Genomic DNA, 18,013 nt, shown 5'->3' with positions numbered 1-18,013 from the left:
GCCCCGGGAGGGCAGCCGTGTGTCGCCGTCCCGCGCACCCCGGGTGGGCAGGCTGCTGCGGGAGGTGTACGCCACCCCGTCGGCACCGAACCGCGCGCCCGGGGGTGGGCAGCCGACGCCCGCACCGGTCAATGCCCGCTCCAGCCGATCACCGCCTCAGCCGATGTCCGCCTCAGCCGATGTCCGGCGGGTCGATCCGCACCCGGACCGGTTCGCCCGCCGCCCCGGCCGCGCCGCCGCCCGTCCCCCGGGCCATCCGGGCGGCCTGCGCCGCCTTCAGGGCGGCCGCCATCGCACCGCCGCTCCCCGGCGGCACCCGGACCAGCGCGCGCTCCCAGTCCTCCCCCGGCGGCGGCGCCCCCGGCCGCCGCGGACGGCCCGGTGCCGTGCCGGGGACGGGCACGGGCCCGAGCACCTCGGCGTCCGGGGGCAGGTGCACCTCGGCCAGGAACGCGGCGACCGCCTCCGGCAGGCCCGACACGGCCGCCATCCGCGAGACCGGGGGAAAGCCCAGTTCGGCCCGCTCGGCGAGCTCCCGCACCGCATGACCGACGGGGTCCCACCGCACCAGCGCCTGCACCGGGCGCAGGGTCGGTTCGGCGACGACCACCACGGTCCCGCCGGCGCTCTGCGGCCGTACCAGCGCGGCCGCCGCGATCCACCGGCGCAGGGCGTCCTCCCCGGCCCGCAGATCGGGCCGGCCGAGCATGGCCCAGCCGTCCAGCAGCAGGGCGGCCGCGTAACCGCCCTCGGCGACGGGCTCGGCGCCCGGTGTGCTCACCACCAGCGCGGGTGTCCCCGGCACGGTGTCCAGGACATGCTCGCGCCCCGAGGTGCGCACCGGCACCGCCGGAAACGCCCGCCCCAGCTCCTCCGCGGTGCGCCGGGCGCCCACGACCTGGGCGCGCAGCCGGAACGAGCCGCACTCCGGACAGTGCCAGCCGGATTCCTCTCGACCGCACCAGCCGCACCACAGCGCCCCGCCGTCCCGTGCCTCCAGCGGCCCGGCGCAGTGCCGGCAGCGGGCCGGGGCCCGGCACTGCGCGCAGGCCATCCGCGGCACATAGCCGCGCCGGGGCACCTGGACCAGCACCGGTCCGTGCCGCAGACCTTCCCTGGCCGTCTGCCAGGCGAGGCTCGGCAGCCGTGCGGCCCTCGCCGCCTCGTCCCGGGCCAGATCCAGGTCCCCCACGGTCCGTACGAGAGGCGCGGCGCGCCGTACCTGCTCGCGCCCGGCGACCAGCGGCCGGGCCCATCCGCTCTCGACGAGCTGCGCCGCCTCCACGGTGCAGTCCCGGCTGCCCAGCAGGAAGGCGCACCGGTCCAGGGCCGCGCGCAGCAGCAGCACCTCGCGGGCGTGGGGCTGGGGCGCGTGCGGCTCGCTGTGGCTGTCGTCGCCGTCGTCCCAGAGGGCGACAAGCCCGAGGTCCCGTACCGGCGCGAACATCGCGGCCCGGGTGCCGACCACGGCCCGTACCGATCCCCGGCGCACCGCGAGCCACTGCCGGTAGCGCTTCTCGGGTCCGGCGTCGGCGGTCAGCAGCGCGTGCCGTCCCTCGCCCAGCAGCGCCGTCAGCGCGGCGTCGACCCGGGCGGCGGCGCGCCCGTCGGGCACGACGACGAGGGCCCCGCGCCCGGAGGCGAGGGTCGCCGCGACGGCGCGCGCCAGTTCCTCGCTCCACCCGGGGCCGGGCAGGGCGTTCCACACGGCACGCGGCGCGCCTCCGGTGGCCAGCGACCGAAGGAACGCGGCCCCTCGCTCGTACCGCGCCCAGGAGCCCGGCTCGGGCACTTCCGGGGGAGGCAGGGGCTCCGGGGAGGGTCGTTGCTCGGCCCGGGCGCTGCGCGGCGGCACGGCGAGCTGGAGGACGTCGGCGAGGCTGCCTGCGTACCGGTCGGCGACGGCCCGCGCCAGCGTCAGCAGTTCCTCGCTCAGTACGGGCTCGGGCGACACGACCTGGGCGAGCGCGGCCAGCGGTCCGGAGTAGTCGGACTCGGCCCGGCGCTCCACCAGGAACCCGTCGATGAGGCCCCCGCCCTCGCGGCGGCCGTCGCGCACCCGGTGCCGCCCGGCACCGAAGCGCACCCGCACCCGCACCCCGGGCTGCGCGTCCGCGTCGAGTTCCTCGGGGACGGCGTAGTCGAAGTAGCGGTCGAGGTGCAGCACGCCCTTGTCGACGAGCACCCGGGCGACGGGCAGCTCCTTGGCCAGGGCGGCGCCCCGCCAGGTCCGGGGCTTGGCCCGCGGCACCTTGGCCTCGCGCACGCTGGCCCGGATGAGCGCGAGCTGTTCGGGCGGCGCGCCGTCGGCGCCGCCCTCCCCCGTCCGGTTCTCGCTGCTCACGCTTGCATTCTTACCAAACGCCACTGACAACCGGCGTCGTCGGTGATCACCGAACTCTCCCGAGATCCACACGGCAGCGGCGACACACGCCTGACTTCACCGCACGCCCTGGGGCGCACTCCATCGAAGTAGCCGCAGCCTTCGCACCGGGAGAGTCCTCACCGTACGGGCCCCGCGCCCCCGCGGCCATTGATTTTGCGCCCCGCACGGCCCGGGCCTGAGGCGGACCCGACGGCTCGGGTCGTCGGCGGCGGGCAGTCCCGCTCCGCAGGCACAGGACGGGCCCGGACCTCCCCTGGGGGAGAGCCGGGCCCGGATCCGGAAGCGGTGGCGGGGCCTACAGGCCCGCGGCCTTCTTCAGCGCGTCCACGCGGTCCGTGCGCTCCCACGTGAAGTCGGGCAGCTCACGGCCGAAGTGGCCGTAGGCGGCCGTCTGGGCGTAGATCGGGCGCAGCAGGTCGAGGTCGCGGATGATGGCGGCCGGACGCAGGTCGAAGACCTCGTCGATCGCCTTCTCGATCTTCTCCGGCTCGACCTTGTGGGTGCCGAAGGTCTCGACGAAGAGACCGACGGGCTCGGCCTTGCCGATCGCGTAGGCGACCTGGACCTCGCAGCGGGAGGCCAGGCCCGCGGCGACGACGTTCTTGGCGACCCAGCGCATCGCGTACGCGGCCGAACGGTCGACCTTGGACGGGTCCTTGCCGGAGAAGGCGCCGCCGCCGTGGCGGGCGAAGCCGCCGTAGGTGTCGATGATGATCTTGCGGCCGGTGAGGCCGGCGTCACCCATCGGACCGCCGATCTCGAAGCGGCCGGTGGGGTTGACCAGCAGGCGGTAGCCCTCGGTCTCCAGCTTGATGCCGTCGTCGAGGAGGGCCTTCAGCTCCGGCTCCACGACGAACTCGCGGATGTCCGGGGTCAGCAGCGAGTCCAGGTCGATGTCGCTGGCGTGCTGCGAGGAGACGACGACGGTGTCCAGGCGGACCGCCTTGTCGCCGTCGTACTCGATGGTGACCTGGGTCTTGCCGTCGGGGCGCAGGTAGGGGATGGCGCCGTTCTTGCGGACCTCGGACAGCCGCTTCGACAGGCGGTGCGCCAGGAAGATCGGCAGCGGCATCAGGGTCGGCGTCTCGTCGCTGGCGTAGCCGAACATCAGGCCCTGGTCGCCGGCGCCCTGCTTGTCGAGCTCGTCGTCGTCGCCCTCGACCCGGGACTCGTAGGCCGTGTCGACGCCCTGCGCGATGTCCGGGGACTGCGAACCGATCGACACCGAGACGCCGCAGGAGGCGCCGTCGAAGCCCTTCTTCGAGGAGTCGTAGCCGATCTCGAGGATCTTCTCGCGCACGAGCTGCGGGATCGGCGCGTAGGCCTTGGTGGTGACCTCTCCGGCCACGTGCACCAGACCGGTGGTGATCAGGGTCTCGACCGCGACCCGGGAGGTCGGGTCCTCGCGCAGAAGCGCGTCGAGAATGGTGTCGCTGATCTGGTCAGCGATCTTGTCGGGGTGACCCTCGGTCACGGACTCCGAAGTGAACAGGCGACGGGACACAACGCTCCCTGTGGTTGCAGCGGCTGCTGGCTGATCATTGGCGGACGGACAGGGCTGCGCCTGACGTCGTCCGAGAACAGTTTATCGGTCGCGCTCGGTCATGGCCCCACTGTCTCGCCTCTCGGAAGGGCTGTGACCTGCGGCACGGGGCATTCTGCCCAATGCCGCTCGAGCTTGGCCAGGGGCGCCACGCCGGAATGTCCGGGCCCGGCGTGATCCCCGGGGCGAGGGAAACATTCACCCCAGGCGTTGCGCCACAAGGTCCCATACGGTTTCGGCCAGGGCCTCTTTCGGTCCGTACGGCACGGCCGTCTCGGTTCCGTCGGCGCCCAGTACCACAGCCTCGTTCTCCTCGGAGCCGAAAGTCTTGCGTTCCCCCACCTCGTTCACCACGAGCAGGTCACAGCCTTTGCGGCGCAGCTTGGTGCGGCCGTTGGCGAGGACGTCGTCGGTCTCGGCGGCGAAGCCGACCACCACCTGGCCGGGCCGGGCGCGGTCGGCGGAGATCTCCGCGAGGATGTCCGGATTCCGTACGAGGACGATGGGTTCCGGTTCCTGGCCGTCCTTCTTCTTGATCTTTCCGGCCGCGTAGGCCGCGGGGCGGAAGTCGGCGACCGCGGCGGCCATCACGACCGCGTCCGCGTCCGGGGCCGCCTTGAGCACGGCCTCGCGCAGCTGGACGGCCGTGCCGACCTGGACGACGTCCACACCGGCCGGGTCGGGCAGGCCGGTGTTCGCGGCGACCAGGGTGACCCGGGCACCGCGGGCCGCGGCCGTGCGGGCGAGGGCGTAGCCCTGCTTGCCCGAGGAGCGGTTGCCGAGGAAGCGCACCGGGTCGAGGGGTTCGCGGGTGCCGCCGGCGCTGACGACGACATGGCGACCGGCGAGATCCGGCCGCGCGGCGCCGCGGGCGAGCACCCGGCGGCAGACCTCGAAGATCTCGGCCGGATCGGGCAGTCGGCCCTTGCCGGTGTCGACGCCGGTGAGACGGCCCACGGCCGGCTCGATGACGACCGCGCCCCGGCGGCGCAGCGTGGCCACGTTCTCCTGGGTGGCCGGGTGCTCCCACATCTCCGTGTGCATGGCGGGGGCGAAGACCACGGGGCAGCGCGCGGTGAGGAGTGTGTTGGTGAGCAGGTCGTCCGCGAGTCCGTGGGCGGCCTTGGCGAGCATGTCGGCCGTGGCGGGGGCGACGACCACCAGGTCGGCGTGCTGGCCGATGCGGACGTGCGGGACCTGGTCGACGTCGTCCCAGACCTCGGTCGAGACGGGGTGGCCGGAGAGCGCGGACCAGGTCGCGGCGCCGACGAAGTGCAGCGCGGAGGCGGTGGGCACGACACGGACGTCATGCCCCGACTCCGTCAGCCTTCTCAGCAGCTCGCAGGCCTTGTAGGCGGCGATGCCACCGCTGACCCCCAGCACGACCTTCGGCTTGTCCACCGTCGCTCCCCTCCGCTCGCTCGCGTGCGCCGGCGACGGGCGCACGCCTCCATCACACACCACAGGCCCGGCAGTCGCGCTGCCGGGCCTGTGGAAAAACCAGCCGCAAGCTGGAAATACTACTTACGCCGGGCCCTCGATGGCCTCGGACGTCAGCAGTCCCGCGTTGATCTCGCGCAGGCTGATCGAGAGCGGCTTCTCGTGGACGTGGGTGTCGACGAGCGGACCGACGTACTCGAGGAGGCCCTCGCCGAGCTGCGAGTAGTACGCATTGATCTGGCGGGCCCGCTTGGCCGCGTAGATCACGAGGCTGTACTTCGAGTCCGTGGCCTCGAGAAGCTCGTCGATCGGCGGGTTGATGATGCCCTCGGGCGCGGAGATGGAAGAGGACACGCTCTACCTTCCGATGGTGGGGAAAAGGTCGGTCGTGGTCACAGGCTCGTGATCACACAACACCCATCAAGGCTAGCAGCTCTCGCGCCACGTCCTTGACAGAGGTGTTGACCAGGGTCTCGTCGAACTCCGGCTCCGCCGCCAGTTCGATCTTCGCCGCCTCCAGGCGGCGCTCGATGACCTCCGGAGGTTCGGTGCCGCGGCCGGTCAGCCGGCGCACCAGCTCGTCCCAGGAGGGCGGGGCCAGGAACACCAGCTGGGCCTCGGGCATGGACTCACGGACCTGCCGGGCGCCCTGGAGGTCGATCTCCAGGAGGACCGGGACGCCGGACTCCAGATGCTCCAGCACGGCCGCGCGGGGCGTGCCGTAGCGGTTGCCCGCGAACTCGGCCCACTCCAGCAGCTCACCGTTGGCGATCAGCTTGTCCATCTCGTCGTCGCTGACGAAGAAGTAGTGGACTCCGTGCTTCTCCCCGGGGCGGGGCCTGCGGGTCGTCGCCGACACCGAAAGCCACACCTCGGGATGTTCCTTGCGCATATGAGCGACGACCGTGCTCTTACCGACCCCTGAGGGGCCGGAGAGCACGGTCAGCCGCGGACGTACGTCCGGGGGCTCGGGGGTCGTCCCCCGGAATGTTGCAGCCATGCAGCGATTATTCCAGCAATCCCGGGGTGCCCGGAACGTCAGTCCCGGACCACCCGGCACTCAGGAGCCGGTGCTGCCGAACTCGCGCTCAAGGGAGGCGATCTGGTTGGACCCGAGGCCACGCACGCGGCGGCTCTCGGAGATGCCGAGTCGCTCCATGATCTGCTTGGCGCGGACCTTGCCCACGCCCGGCAGGGACTCCAGCAGGGCGGAAACCTTCATCTTGCCGATGACGTCGTTTTCCTGACCCTGCTTGATGACCTCGTGAAGGGAGGCGCCGGAGTGCTTGAGTCGATTCTTGACCTCGGCCCGCTCCCGGCGAGCCGCGGCGGCCTTTTCGAGCGCGGCTGCGCGCTGTTCGGGGGTAAGGGGCGGAAGAGCCACGCCTACGTCACCTCGGATGTCGAACTGTCGGATACGGACCGGTGAGGAACCTAGTCGCCCCACACCTAGGGAGTTACGAGCAACACGCTGCGCCCGTTCACTCTGCTCGGAGACTAGCGGCCAACTCCCTCCGAGTCAGCGAGAACAGAGGAAAAGTCCTGGTCAGCCTCTATCAGGACTGGACATTTACGACATATTGCCCCGGATTTGAGGATGTATCCAGCCTCAAGTCGACCTGGAAGGGGGTCGCCGGCGGCCTTCGGGCGCCTCAGACGGCCGCGACGGCCGCCTCGATCTCCCGCGCGAACCGGTCCGCGGCGGCCCGCAGCGCGCCGGCGTCGGGACCGTGCCGCAGCACCCCCCTGCTGACGTTGGGCACGACGTTGCGCACCGCCGCGCCGAACACCCCGGGAAGGTCGGCCGGCGTCGCGCCCTGGGCGCCGATACCGGGCGCGAGGAGCGGACCGTCGATGTCGAGGTCGTACGACGACAGGTCGCCCAGCGTGGCGCCGACGACCGCCCCGAAGGACCCCAGGGGCTCCTCGCCCGCGTTCTCGGCCGCCAGATGGGCCAGCATCGTCGCGCCGACCGTGCGGCCGTCCGCGCGCACCGCGTGCTGCACCTCGCCGCCCTCCGGGTTGGAGGTCAGGGCGAGCACGAACAGACCCGCGCCGTTCTCGCGCGCCAGTGCGACGGCCGGGGCCAGCGACCCGTAGCCGAGGTAGGGCGAGACGGTCAGGGCGTCCGAGAACAGCGGGGCGTCCTTGTGCAGGAAGGACTCGGCATAGGCGGCCATGGTGGAGCCGATGTCCCCGCGCTTGGCGTCCATGACGACCAGCGCACCGGCCGCCCGCGCCTCCTCGACCGTCTTCTCCAGCACGGCCACCCCGCGGGAGCCGAAGCGCTCGAAGAACGCGCTCTGCGGCTTCAGGACGGCGACCCGGTCGGCCGTCGCCTCGACGACCGTGCGGCTGAACCGCTCCAGACCGGCCACGTCGTCGTTCAGGCCCCACTCGGCGAGCAGGGAGGCGTGCGGGTCGATGCCCACGCACAGCGGCCCGCGCTCGTCCATCGCGCGGCGCAGCCGGGCGCCGAAGGGTTCCAGAGAGCTCATGCGGCCTTCCTGACGTCGGCGCCGACCGCGTCGGCGAGGGTGGCGTACGGGCTGGTGCGCAGGCGCGCGGCGAGCCCCTTGTGCAGGGCGCGGGCCCAGAAGGGTCCCTCGTAGATGAAGGCGCTGTAGCCCTGGATCAGGGTGGCGCCCGCGAGGATGCGCTGCCAGGCGTCCTCGGCGTTCTCGATGCCGCCGACGCCCACCAGGGTGATCCGGTCGCCCACGCGCGCGTAGAGGCGGCGCAGCACCTCCAGCGAGCGGGCCTTCAGCGGCGCGCCGGACAGTCCGCCGGTCTCCTGGACCAGTGCGGGCGAGGAGGTCAGACCGAGTCCCTCGCGCGCGATGGTGGTGTTGGTGGCGATGATCCCGTCCAGGCCGAGTTCGACGGCCAGGTCGGCGACGGCGTCGACGTCCTCGTCGGCGAGGTCCGGGGCGATCTTCACCAGCAGCGGGACCCGGCGGTCGGCGACCACGCGGTCCGCGGCCTCGCGCACGGCGACGAGCAGCGGGCGCAGCGCCTCGGTGGCCTGGAGGTTGCGCAGGCCGGGCGTGTTCGGGGAGGAGACGTTGACGACCAGGTAGTCGGCGTACGGGGCCAGCCGCTCGGCCGACGTCACGTAGTCGCCGACGGCCTCGGCCTCCGGGACGACCTTGGTCTTGCCGATGTTCACACCCACGACGGTCTTGAACACGGGCGTCCGCGCGGCCAGCCGGGCCGCGACCGCGAGCGAGCCCTCGTTGTTGAAGCCCATGCGGTTGATCAGCGCCCGGTCCGGGACCAGGCGGAACAGCCGCTTCTTGGGGTTGCCGGGCTGGGCCTGCCCGGTCACCGTGCCGATCTCGATGTGGTCGAAGCCGAGCATCGCCATGCCGTCGATCGCGATGGCGTTCTTGTCGAAGCCGGCCGCGAGTCCGAAGGGGCCGTGCATGCGCAGCCCGAAGGCCTCGGTGCGCAGTTCCCGGTGGCGGGGCGCGAGCGCGGCGGCCACGAAGGTACGCAGGACGGGGACGCACGCCGCGAGCCGGATCCATCGGAAGGCCAGGTAGTGCGCCTGCTCGGGGTCCATGCGCCGGAAGACCAGACGGAAGAAGAGTTTGTACATCTCGAAAGTCCTCGAGTCCTCGGGGGTCCTCATGACGTGGGGGGCCATGACGTGGGGGGCCATGACGTGGGGGCCCGCCGTTGAGACGTGGGGGCCGTCATGAAGAGGGGGACACCGTTTTCCGGTGTCCCCCTCGTGGCTGCTAGTCGCGCGCCGCGGTCAGGTGCTGTGCGTGCTCCTGGAGCGAGCGGACGCCCACGTCGCCGTGGTTGAGCGCGTCGATGCCCTGGACGGCGGCGGCGAGCGCCTGGACCGTCGTCAGGCACGGCACGGCCCGGGCGACGGCGGCCGTACGGATCTCGTAGCCGTCGAGGCGGCCGCCGGTGCCGTACGGGGTGTTGACGATGAGGTCGACCTCGCCGTCGTGGATGAGCTGGACGATGGTGCGCTCGCCGTTCGGGCCGGTGCCCTCGGACTGCTTGCGCACCACGGTGGCGTTGAGGCCGTTGCGCTTGAGGACCTCGGCGGTGCCGGAGGTGGCGAGCAGCTCGAAGCCGTGGGCGACCAGCTCGCGCGCCGGGAAGATCATCGAACGCTTGTCGCGGTTGGCGACCGAGATGAACGCGCGGCCCTTGGTGGGCAGCGGTCCGTACGCGCCCGACTGCGACTTGGCGTACGCCGTGCCGAAGACGGAGTCGATGCCCATGACCTCGCCGGTGGAGCGCATCTCCGGGCCGAGGACGGTGTCCACACCGCGGCCGGAGGTGTCCCGGAAGCGGCTCCACGGCATCACGGCCTCCTTGACGGAGATCGGCGCGTCGAGCGGCAGGGTGCCGCCGTCGCCGGTGGCCGGGAGCAGGCCCTCGGCGCGCAGCTCGGCGACGGTGGCGCCGAGCGAGATGCGGGCCGCGGCCTTCGCGAGCGGTACCGCGGTCGCCTTCGAGGTGAAGGGGACGGTGCGCGAGGCGCGCGGGTTGGCCTCCAGGACGTACAGGATGTCGCCCGCCATCGCGAACTGGATGTTGATCAGTCCGCGGACGCCCACCCCGCGCGCGATGGCCTCGGTGGAGGCGCGCAGGCGCTTGATGTCGAAGCCGCCCAGGGTGATCGGCGGCAGGGCGCACGCCGAGTCGCCGGAGTGGATGCCGGCCTCCTCGATGTGCTCCATGACGCCGCCGAGGTAGAGCTCGTGGCCGTCGTAGAGGGCGTCGACGTCGATCTCGATCGCGTCGTCGAGGAAGCGGTCGACCAGGACCGGCCGGGTGGGGCTGATCTCGGTCGACTCGGCGATGTAGGACGACAGCCGGGTCTCGTCGTAGACGATCTCCATGCCGCGGCCGCCCAGGACGTACGACGGGCGCACCAGGACCGGGTAGCCGATCTCGTCCGCGATGGCCTTGGCCTCGTCGAAGGTGGTGGCGGTGCCGTGCTTGGGGGCCGGCAGCCCGGCCTCGGCGAGCACCCGGCCGAAGGCGCCCCGGTCCTCGGCGGCGTGGATGGCCTCGGGGGAGGTGCCCACGACCGGCACGCCGTTGTCCTTGAGGGCCTGCGCCAGGCCCAGCGGGGTCTGGCCGCCGAGCTGGACCACGACGCCCGCGATCGGACCGGCCAGCGACTCGGCGTGCACGATCTCCAGCACGTCCTCCAGCGTGAGCGGCTCGAAGTACAGCCGGTCGGAGGTGTCGTAGTCGGTGGAAACGGTCTCGGGGTTGCAGTTGACCATCACGGTCTCGTAGCCCGCCTCGCTCAGCGCGAAGGAGGCGTGGACGCAGGAGTAGTCGAACTCGATGCCCTGGCCGATGCGGTTCGGGCCGGAGCCCAGGATGATCACCGCGGGCTTCTCCCGCGGCGCGACCTCGTTCTCCTCGTCGTAGGAGGAGTAGAAGTACGGCGTCTTCGCCGCGAACTCGGCGGCGCAGGTGTCGACGGTCTTGTACACCGGGCGGATGCCCAGCGCGTGCCGCACCTCGCGCACGACGTCCTCGCGCAGCCCGCGGATCTCGCCGATCTGCTGGTCGGAGAAGCCGTGCCGCTTGGCCTCGGCGAGCAGGTCGACGTCCAGGCGCTCGGCCGCGGCGAGCTCGTCGGCGGTCTCCTTGATCAGGAAGAGCTGGTCGACGAACCAGGGGTCGATCTTCGTGTACTCGAAGACCTCCTCGGGCGTGGCGCCCGCGCGGATGGCCTGCATGACGGTGTTGATACGGCCGTCGGTGGGCCGCACCGCCGCGCGCAGCAGCTCGTCCTTGTCGCCGGGCTCGCCGGTGAACGTGAACTGGCTGCCCTTCTTCTCCAGCGAGCGCAGCGCCTTCTGGAGGGCCTCGGTGAAGTTACGGCCGATGGCCATGGCCTCGCCGACCGACTTCATGGTGGTGGTGAGGGTGGAGTCGGCCGAGGGGAACTTCTCGAAGGCGAAGCGCGGGGCCTTGACGACCACGTAGTCGAGCGTGGGCTCGAAGGAGGCCGGGGTCTCCCGGGTGATGTCGTTCGGGATCTCGTCGAGGGTGTAGCCGACGGCGAGCTTGGCGGCGATCTTGGCGATCGGGAAGCCGGTGGCCTTGGAGGCGAGCGCCGAGGACCGCGACACGCGCGGGTTCATCTCGATGACGATGACACGGCCGTCGACCGGGTTCACCGCGAACTGGATGTTGCAGCCGCCGGTGTCGACGCCGACCTCGCGGATCACGGCGATGCCGATGTCACGCAGGATCTGGTACTCGCGGTCGGTGAGGGTCATCGAGGGCGCCACGGTGATCGAGTCGCCGGTGTGCACGCCCATGGGGTCGAAGTTCTCGATGGAGCAGACGACCACGACGTTGTCGTGCTTGTCGCGCATCAGCTCCAGCTCGTACTCCTTCCAGCCGAGGATGGACTCCTCCAGGAGCACCTCGGTGGTCGGGGAGAGCGTCAGGCCCTGGCCCGCGATGCGGCGCAGCTCCTCCTCGTCGTGCGCGAAGCCGGAGCCGGCGCCGCCCATGGTGAAGGAGGGGCGGACCACGACCGGGTAGCCGCCGAGCGTGTCGACGCCGGCGATGACGTCGTCCATGGAGTGGCAGATGACCGAGCGGGCGGACTCGCCGTGGCCGATCTTGCGGTTGACCTCCTCGACGACCGCCTTGAACTGCTCGCGGTCCTCGCCCTTGTGGATGGCCTCGACGTTGGCGCCGATCAGTTCGACGCCGTACTTCTCCAGGACGCCGTTCTCGTGCAGCGAGATCGCCGTGTTCAGGGCCGTCTGGCCGCCCAGGGTGGGCAGCAGCGCGTCGGGGCGCTCCTTGGCGATGATCTTCTCGACGAACTCCGGGGTGATCGGCTCGACGTAGGTCGCGTCGGCGATCTCCGGGTCGGTCATGATCGTCGCCGGGTTGGAGTTGACCAGGACGACGCGCAGGCCCTCGGCGCGCAGGATGCGGCACGCCTGGGTGCCGGAGTAGTCGAACTCGGCGGCCTGGCCGATGACGATCGGGCCGGAGCCGATGACCAGGACGGACTGGATATCGGTGCGCTTAGGCACGCTGGCCCTCCATCGGGACTGTGCTCATCAAAGATGTGAAGCGGTCGAACAGGTAGGCGGCGTCGTGCGGTCCCGCTGCCGCTTCGGGGTGGTACTGGACGGAGAAGCCCGGCTGGTCGAGCAGCTGCAGGCCCTCCACCACGTCGTCGTTCAGGCAGACGTGGGAGACCTCGACGCGCCCGAAGGGCGTCTCGGTGACCCGGTCGAGCGGCGCGTCCACGGCGAAGCCGTGGTTGTGCGCGGTGACCTCGACCTTGCCGGTCGTACGGTCCTGGACCGGCTGGTTGATGCCGCGGTGGCCGTACTTCAGCTTGTAGGTGCCGAAGCCGAGGGCGCGGCCGAGGATCTGGTTGCCGAAGCAGATGCCGAACAGCGGCGTCCTGCGCTTCAGGACGGCCGTCATCAGCGCGACGGGTCCGTCGGCGGTCGCCGGGTCGCCGGGTCCGTTGGAGAAGAACACGCCGTCGGGGGCGATGGCGTAGATGTCGTCCTCGGTCGCCGTGGCGGGCAGCACGTGCACCTCGATGCCGCGCTCGGCCATGCGGTGCGGGGTCATGCCCTTGATGCCGAGGTCGATGGCGGCGACGGTGAACTTCTTCTCGCCGACCGCCGGGACGACGTAGGCCTCCTTGGTGGCGACCTCCTCGTACAGGCTCGCGCCCTTCATGTGCGGCTGGGCCTGCACACGGGCGACGAGCTCGGCGTCGGTGGCGATCGCCTCGCCGGAGAAGATGCCGGAGCGCATCGAGCCGCGTTCGCGCAGGTGGCGGGTGAGGGCGCGGGTGTCGATGCCGGAGATGCCGACGACGCCCTGGTCGACGAGCGCGTCGTCGAGGGAGCGGGTGGCGCGCCAGTTGGAGGGCACGCGCGCGGGGTCGCGGACGACGTAGCCGGAGACCCAGATGCGGCTGGACTCGTCGTCCTCCTCGTTCCAGCCGGTGTTGCCGATCTGCGGCGCGGTGGCGACGACGATCTGCCGGTCGTACGACGGGTCGGTGAGGGTCTCCTGGTAGCCGGTCATGCCGGTGGAGAACACCGCTTCGCCGAAGGTCTCCCCCACGGCCCCGTAGGCGCGGCCGCGGAAGACCCGGCCGTCCTCCAGGACGAGTACGGCGGGAGGCGCCCCTTTCCTCTTCGAGGCATTCCCCTGCGTGGAGGTGGTCATCGTGCGCCTTCCGTTGTTTCCGTCTTTTCGATCATCGCGTTGATGGTGTCGACCCACTCGTTGTGTTCGGCCGCCCGGTCGGAGCGGAACCCGGAGTCGATCAGCCGGTCGCCGTGGGCCCAGGTGACGACCAGCAGGCCGCCCTCGGTGAGCACCTTGCCGGCGATGCCCTTGTCGAGCCGGGCCTCGCGCAGTGCCTGGCGCGGGACGAAGAAGTCGTCCGCGCCGGGGCGTACGACGTCCAGGCCCGCGTCGGTCAGCGTGAGCTCGGCCCGGCTGCGGGTGCCCAGGCCGCGCGCCACGATGCGGTCCAGCCACTGCCCGGCGGTGGTGGAGCCGTGGTAGCGGCCGCTCATGCCCAGTCTCACCGGACCGGGCTCTTCCGGCGCGGTGGGCAGCTCGGGCAGGTCGCCCTGGAGGGTGCCGCGCCACTTCCAGCCCTCGCGCATCAGCCAGTAGACGAGCGCGACGAAGAGTGCGAGTCCGACGAGCCAGCCGATGCGGGCCGCCCAGTCGGTGACCTCGGCCGATTTCTTCTCGGCGGCCAGCAGGATTACAGGTGTCACGTGAGCTTCCCGTCGACGAGGGTGGCCTTGCCCCGCAGCCACGTGTGCGTGACACGGCCCGGCAGCTCGCGGCCCTCGTAGGGAGTGTTGCGGCTGCGCGAGGCGAAGCGCGCGGGGTCCACCGGTCCACGGTATTGCGTGTCCACCAGGACGAGGTTCGCGGGCTCACCTGCCGAGACAGGTCGTCCATGCCCGGTGGCCCGGCCGATCTGCGCCGGCTTGACCGACATCCGGTCGGCGACGCCCGCCCAGTCGAGCAGCCCGGTGTCGACCATCGTCTCCTGGACCACCGACAGCGCGGTCTCCAGGCCGACCATGCCCATGGCGGCCGCGGCCCACTCGCAGTCCTTGTCCTCGTGCGGGTGCGGGGCGTGGTCGGTGGCGACGATGTCGATCGTGCCGTCGGCGAGCGCTTCGCGCAGCGCCCTGACGTCCCGCTCCGTGCGCAGGGGCGGGTTGACCTTGTAGACCGGGTTGTACGAGCGCACCAGCTCGTCGGTGAGGAGCAGGTGGTGCGGGGTGACCTCGGCGGTGACGTCGATGCCGCGGGACTTGGCCCAGCGGACGATCTCGACGGAGCCGGCGGTCGACAGGTGGCAGATGTGGACGCGGGAGCCGACGTGCTCGGCCAGCAGGACGTCCCGGGCGATGATCGACTCCTCGGCCACCGCGGGCCAGCCGCCCAGGCCGAGTTCGGCGGAGACGACGCCCTCGTTCATCTGGGCGCCCTCGGTGAGGCGGGGCTCCTGGGCGTGCTGGGCGACGACGCCGCCGAAGGCCTTCACGTACTCCAGCGCCCGGCGCATGATCACGGCGTCGTCGACGCACTTGCCGTCGTCGGAGAAGACGGTGACGCCGGCGGCGGACTCGTGCATGGCGCCGAGCTCGGCGAGCTTCTTGCCCTCCAGGCCGACGGTGACGGCGCCGATGGGCTGCACGTCGCAGTAGCCGTGCTCCTGGCCGAGCCGGTAGACCTGCTCGACCACACCGGCGGTGTCGGCGACCGGGAAGGTGTTGGCCATGGCGAACACGGCGGTGTAGCCGCCGGAGGCGGCGGCGCGGGTGCCGGTCAGCACGGTCTCGGAGTCCTCGCGGCCCGGCTCGCGCAGATGGGTGTGCAGGTCGACCAGGCCCGGCAGCAGCACCTTGCCGCCGGCCTCGACGACCTCGGCGCCCTCGGCGTCGAGTCCGGTGCCCACGGCGGCGATCGTCTCGCCGTCGATCAGCACGTCCTGGGGCTCGCCGCCGAGCACCTTCGCACCACGGATCAGGATCTTGCTCATCGTCTTACTTCTCCTCGGTGGCGGTGGTGCGGGCTTGGGAGACGGCGGGCTCGTTGCCGCCGAGCAGCAGGTAGAGGACCGCCATGCGGATGGAGACGCCGTTGGCGACCTGCTCGACGACCGTGCAGCGTTCGGAGTCGGCGACCTCGGCGGTGATCTCCATGCCGCGGACCATCGGGCCGGGGTGCATCACGATCGCGTGCTCGGGCATCTTCGCCATGCGATCGCCGTCGAGGCCGTAGCGCCGCGAGTACTCGCGCTCGGTCGGGAAGAAGGCGGCGTTCATGCGCTCGCGCTGGACGCGCAGCATCATCACGGCGTCGGACTTGGGCAGCGTGCTGTCGAGGTCGTAGGAGACCTCGCAGGGCCAGGTCTCCACGCCGACCGGCACCAGGGTGGGCGGGGCGACCAGGGTGACCTCGGCGCCGAGGGTGTGCAGCAGGTCGACGTTGGAGCGGGCGACCCGGCTGTGCAGGACGTCGCCGACGATCGTGATCCGCCTGCCGGCCAGGTCCTGGCCGATCCCGGCGTCGCGGCCGACGAGCCGGCGGCGCATGGTGAAGGCGTCCAGCAGGGCCTGCGTGGGGTGCTGGTGGGTGCCGTCGCCGGCGTTGATCACGGCGGCGTCGATCCAGTCGGAGGTGGCCAGGCGGTAGGGGGCGCCGGAGGCACCGTGCCGGATGACCACGGCGTCGACGCCCATGGCCTCCAGGGTCTGCGCGGTGTCCTTCAGGGACTCGCCCTTGGAGACGCTCGACCCCTTGGCGGTGAAGTTGATGACGTCCGCCGAGAGGCGCTTCTCGGCGGCCTCGAAGGAGATCCGGGTGCGGGTCGAGTCCTCGAAGAAGAGGTTGACGATCGTGCGGCCGCGCAGGGTCGGCAGCTTCTTGATCGGCCGGTCGGCCACCCGGGCCATCTCCTCGGCGGTGTCGAGGATCAGGACGGCGTCGTCGCGGGTGAGGTCGGCGGCCGAGATGAGATGACGCTGCATCTTTCAGGCTCCGTAAGGCAGTTCAGGCGGGGAGGCGGGTCCGGGGTGTCCCCCGGAGCGGCGCGGCGGGCGTGCGCGGGCACACGGGCAGGACGTACGTCGCCGACGTACGCCCCCGTGTGACTACTGCTCGCCCGGGACGGTCCGCTTGGCGCCGAGCAGCACGGTGTCGCGACCGTCCTCCTCGGCGAGCTGGACCTTGACCGTCTCCCGCAGCGACGTGGGGAGGTTCTTGCCGACGTAGTCGGCGCGGATGGGCAGCTCGCGGTGGCCGCGGTCGACGAGGACCGCGAGCTGGACCGCGCGGGGGCGCCCGATGTCGTTCAGGGCGTCGAGGGCGGCGCGGATCGTGCGGCCGGAGAAGAGCACGTCGTCCACGAGGACGACGAGACGGCCGTCGATCCCGTCACCGGGGATCTCGGTGCGGGCCAGCGCACGCGGCGGGTGCATACGCAGGTCGTCGCGGTACATCGTGATGTCGAGCGAGCCGACCGGGATCTTGCGGTCGGTGATCTCCACCAGCTTGTCGGCGAGCCGCCGGGCGAGGAAGACGCCCCGGGTCGGGATGCCGAGGAGTACCACGTCGTCGGCACCCTTGGCGCGCTCGACGATCTCGTGGGCGATGCGGGTCAGTACCCGCGCGATGTCCGGGCCCTCGAGAACGGGCCGCGCATCGGGAAATGATGTGTCCATACGAAACGGACCTCCTTCTCCGCCTCACGGGACGGACCTTAAAGGACGTCGGGATTGCGCCATCCACGTTAGCAGGCCGACACGACCGTCCTGATCACCCCCTTGGCGCAATCGACCGACGCCTTCCCCGAAGCATCGGTGTGGACCATTCGGCTTGACGCAGGAGAATCACGCTGCGTAACCTCACAGTGAGTTACCAACTGCGTGGCGGGAACCAACGCCAGCCGCGTCGACCCAGTGCCGGGGAGCCATATGTCCAGCGAATACGCCAAACAGCTCGGGGCCAAGCTCCGGGCCATCCGCACCCAGCAGGGCCTTTCCCTCCACGGTGTCGAGGAGAAGTCCCAGGGACGCTGGAAGGCGGTCGTGGTCGGTTCGTACGAGCGCGGTGACCGTGCCGTGACCGTACAGCGTCTTGCCGAACTGGCGGATTTCTACGGCGTTCCCGTACAGGAGCTGCTTCCGGGCACCACCCCTGGCGGCGCCGCCGAGCCGCCGCCGAAGCTGGTGCTCGACCTGGAGCGCCTGGCTCACGTGCCGGTCGAGAAGGCCGGCCCGCTCCAGCGGTACGCGGCCACGATCCAGTCGCAGCGCGGTGACTACAACGGCAAGGTGCTCTCGATCCGCCAGGACGACCTGCGCACCCTCGCCGTCATCTACGACCAGTCGCCCTCGGTGCTCACCGAGCAGCTGATCAACTGGGGTGTCCTGGACGCGGACGCGCGCCGCGCGGTCGCCCACGAGGACAACTGAGCAAGCACCACCTGAGCAGAAACGTGCCGCCGGGGTGGCCGGAACTTCACCGTTCCGGCCACCCCGGCGGCTTTCTGCGGGCCTCAGGGACCTCATGGGTCCCACTGGACCCCCTGTATGCCGGAGGGCCCGCAGCGTGAC

Annotated in this window: 15 protein-coding genes; 1 reads left to right on the top strand and 14 read right to left on the bottom strand. The window is 71.4% G+C overall.

Going from position 1 to position 18,013, the window contains the following annotated elements; genetic code table 11:
* Window positions 1-172: 172 nt before the first annotated feature.
* From FNH09_RS34690 to pyrR, 14 genes are all read right to left on the bottom strand, one after another.
* Window positions 173-2,344: a primosomal protein N' gene (locus FNH09_RS34690; protein WP_162469548.1), complete on the bottom strand. Its 2,172-nt coding sequence runs from the start codon at window positions 2,342-2,344 to the stop codon at window positions 173-175.
* 337 nt (window positions 2,345-2,681) lie between these two features.
* Window positions 2,682-3,890: a methionine adenosyltransferase gene (gene metK / locus FNH09_RS34685; protein ID WP_162469547.1), complete on the bottom strand. Its 1,209-nt coding sequence runs from the start codon at window positions 3,888-3,890 to the stop codon at window positions 2,682-2,684.
* Window positions 3,891-4,127: 237 nt separating this feature from the next.
* Window positions 4,128-5,330 carry a bifunctional phosphopantothenoylcysteine decarboxylase/phosphopantothenate--cysteine ligase CoaBC gene (gene coaBC / locus FNH09_RS34680; protein ID WP_162469546.1) on the bottom strand — a complete coding sequence of 401 codons (1,203 nt, stop codon included), beginning with the start codon at window positions 5,328-5,330 and terminating at the stop codon, window positions 4,128-4,130.
* A gap of 123 nt (window positions 5,331-5,453) precedes the next feature.
* Window positions 5,454-5,723, bottom strand: coding sequence for a DNA-directed RNA polymerase subunit omega (gene rpoZ, locus FNH09_RS34675; protein WP_030785847.1), 270 nt, complete (start codon window positions 5,721-5,723; stop codon window positions 5,454-5,456).
* Window positions 5,724-5,775: 52 nt separating this feature from the next.
* Window positions 5,776-6,369 carry a guanylate kinase gene (gene gmk, locus FNH09_RS34670; RefSeq protein WP_152893856.1) on the bottom strand — a complete coding sequence of 198 codons (594 nt, stop codon included), beginning with the start codon at window positions 6,367-6,369 and terminating at the stop codon, window positions 5,776-5,778.
* 60 nt (window positions 6,370-6,429) lie between these two features.
* On the bottom strand, window positions 6,430-6,753 hold the full coding sequence (locus tag FNH09_RS34665; RefSeq protein ID WP_003977346.1) for an integration host factor: 324 nt from the start codon (window positions 6,751-6,753) through the stop codon (window positions 6,430-6,432).
* Window positions 6,754-7,021: 268 nt separating this feature from the next.
* Window positions 7,022-7,867: an orotidine-5'-phosphate decarboxylase gene (gene pyrF, locus FNH09_RS34660; protein ID WP_162469545.1), complete on the bottom strand. Its 846-nt coding sequence runs from the start codon at window positions 7,865-7,867 to the stop codon at window positions 7,022-7,024.
* Complete coding sequence (locus FNH09_RS34655; protein WP_152893855.1) at window positions 7,864-8,970, bottom strand: quinone-dependent dihydroorotate dehydrogenase; 1,107 nt, start codon at window positions 8,968-8,970, stop codon at window positions 7,864-7,866. The genes pyrF and FNH09_RS34655 overlap by 4 nt, the downstream gene beginning before the upstream one ends.
* A gap of 142 nt (window positions 8,971-9,112) precedes the next feature.
* Complete coding sequence (gene carB / locus FNH09_RS34650; RefSeq protein ID WP_162469544.1) at window positions 9,113-12,421, bottom strand: carbamoyl-phosphate synthase large subunit; 3,309 nt, start codon at window positions 12,419-12,421, stop codon at window positions 9,113-9,115.
* A complete protein-coding gene (carA, locus tag FNH09_RS34645; RefSeq protein WP_152893854.1) occupies window positions 12,414-13,586 on the bottom strand; it encodes a glutamine-hydrolyzing carbamoyl-phosphate synthase small subunit in 1,173 nt (390 codons plus the stop codon). The genes carB and carA overlap by 8 nt, the downstream gene beginning before the upstream one ends.
* Window positions 13,583-14,152 carry a PH-like domain-containing protein gene (locus FNH09_RS34640; protein WP_162469543.1) on the bottom strand — a complete coding sequence of 190 codons (570 nt, stop codon included), beginning with the start codon at window positions 14,150-14,152 and terminating at the stop codon, window positions 13,583-13,585. Before FNH09_RS34640 ends, carA begins: the two co-directional genes overlap by 4 nt.
* Window positions 14,149-15,435 carry a dihydroorotase gene (locus FNH09_RS34635; RefSeq protein WP_152893853.1) on the bottom strand — a complete coding sequence of 429 codons (1,287 nt, stop codon included), beginning with the start codon at window positions 15,433-15,435 and terminating at the stop codon, window positions 14,149-14,151. Before FNH09_RS34635 ends, FNH09_RS34640 begins: the two co-directional genes overlap by 4 nt.
* A gap of 4 nt (window positions 15,436-15,439) precedes the next feature.
* Complete coding sequence (locus tag FNH09_RS34630) at window positions 15,440-16,426, bottom strand: aspartate carbamoyltransferase catalytic subunit (RefSeq protein ID WP_152893852.1); 987 nt, start codon at window positions 16,424-16,426, stop codon at window positions 15,440-15,442.
* Between the two features lie 123 nt (window positions 16,427-16,549).
* Window positions 16,550-17,119, bottom strand: coding sequence for a bifunctional pyr operon transcriptional regulator/uracil phosphoribosyltransferase PyrR (gene pyrR / locus FNH09_RS34625; RefSeq protein ID WP_152893851.1), 570 nt, complete (start codon window positions 17,117-17,119; stop codon window positions 16,550-16,552).
* Window positions 17,120-17,371: 252 nt separating this feature from the next.
* Between pyrR and bldD the strand changes: the two genes are divergently transcribed.
* A complete protein-coding gene (bldD, locus tag FNH09_RS34620) occupies window positions 17,372-17,872 on the top strand; it encodes a transcriptional regulator BldD (RefSeq protein ID WP_152893850.1) in 501 nt (166 codons plus the stop codon).
* The last annotated feature ends 141 nt before the right edge of the window (window positions 17,873-18,013 follow it).

Origin of the sequence: Streptomyces adustus, from assembly GCF_009377175.1 — a bacterium.
Classification (GTDB): domain Bacteria; phylum Actinomycetota; class Actinomycetes; order Streptomycetales; family Streptomycetaceae; genus Streptomyces; species Streptomyces adustus.
Note: the sequence above shows the minus strand (reverse complement) of the source record. Positions and strands in the feature narration are given on the sequence as shown.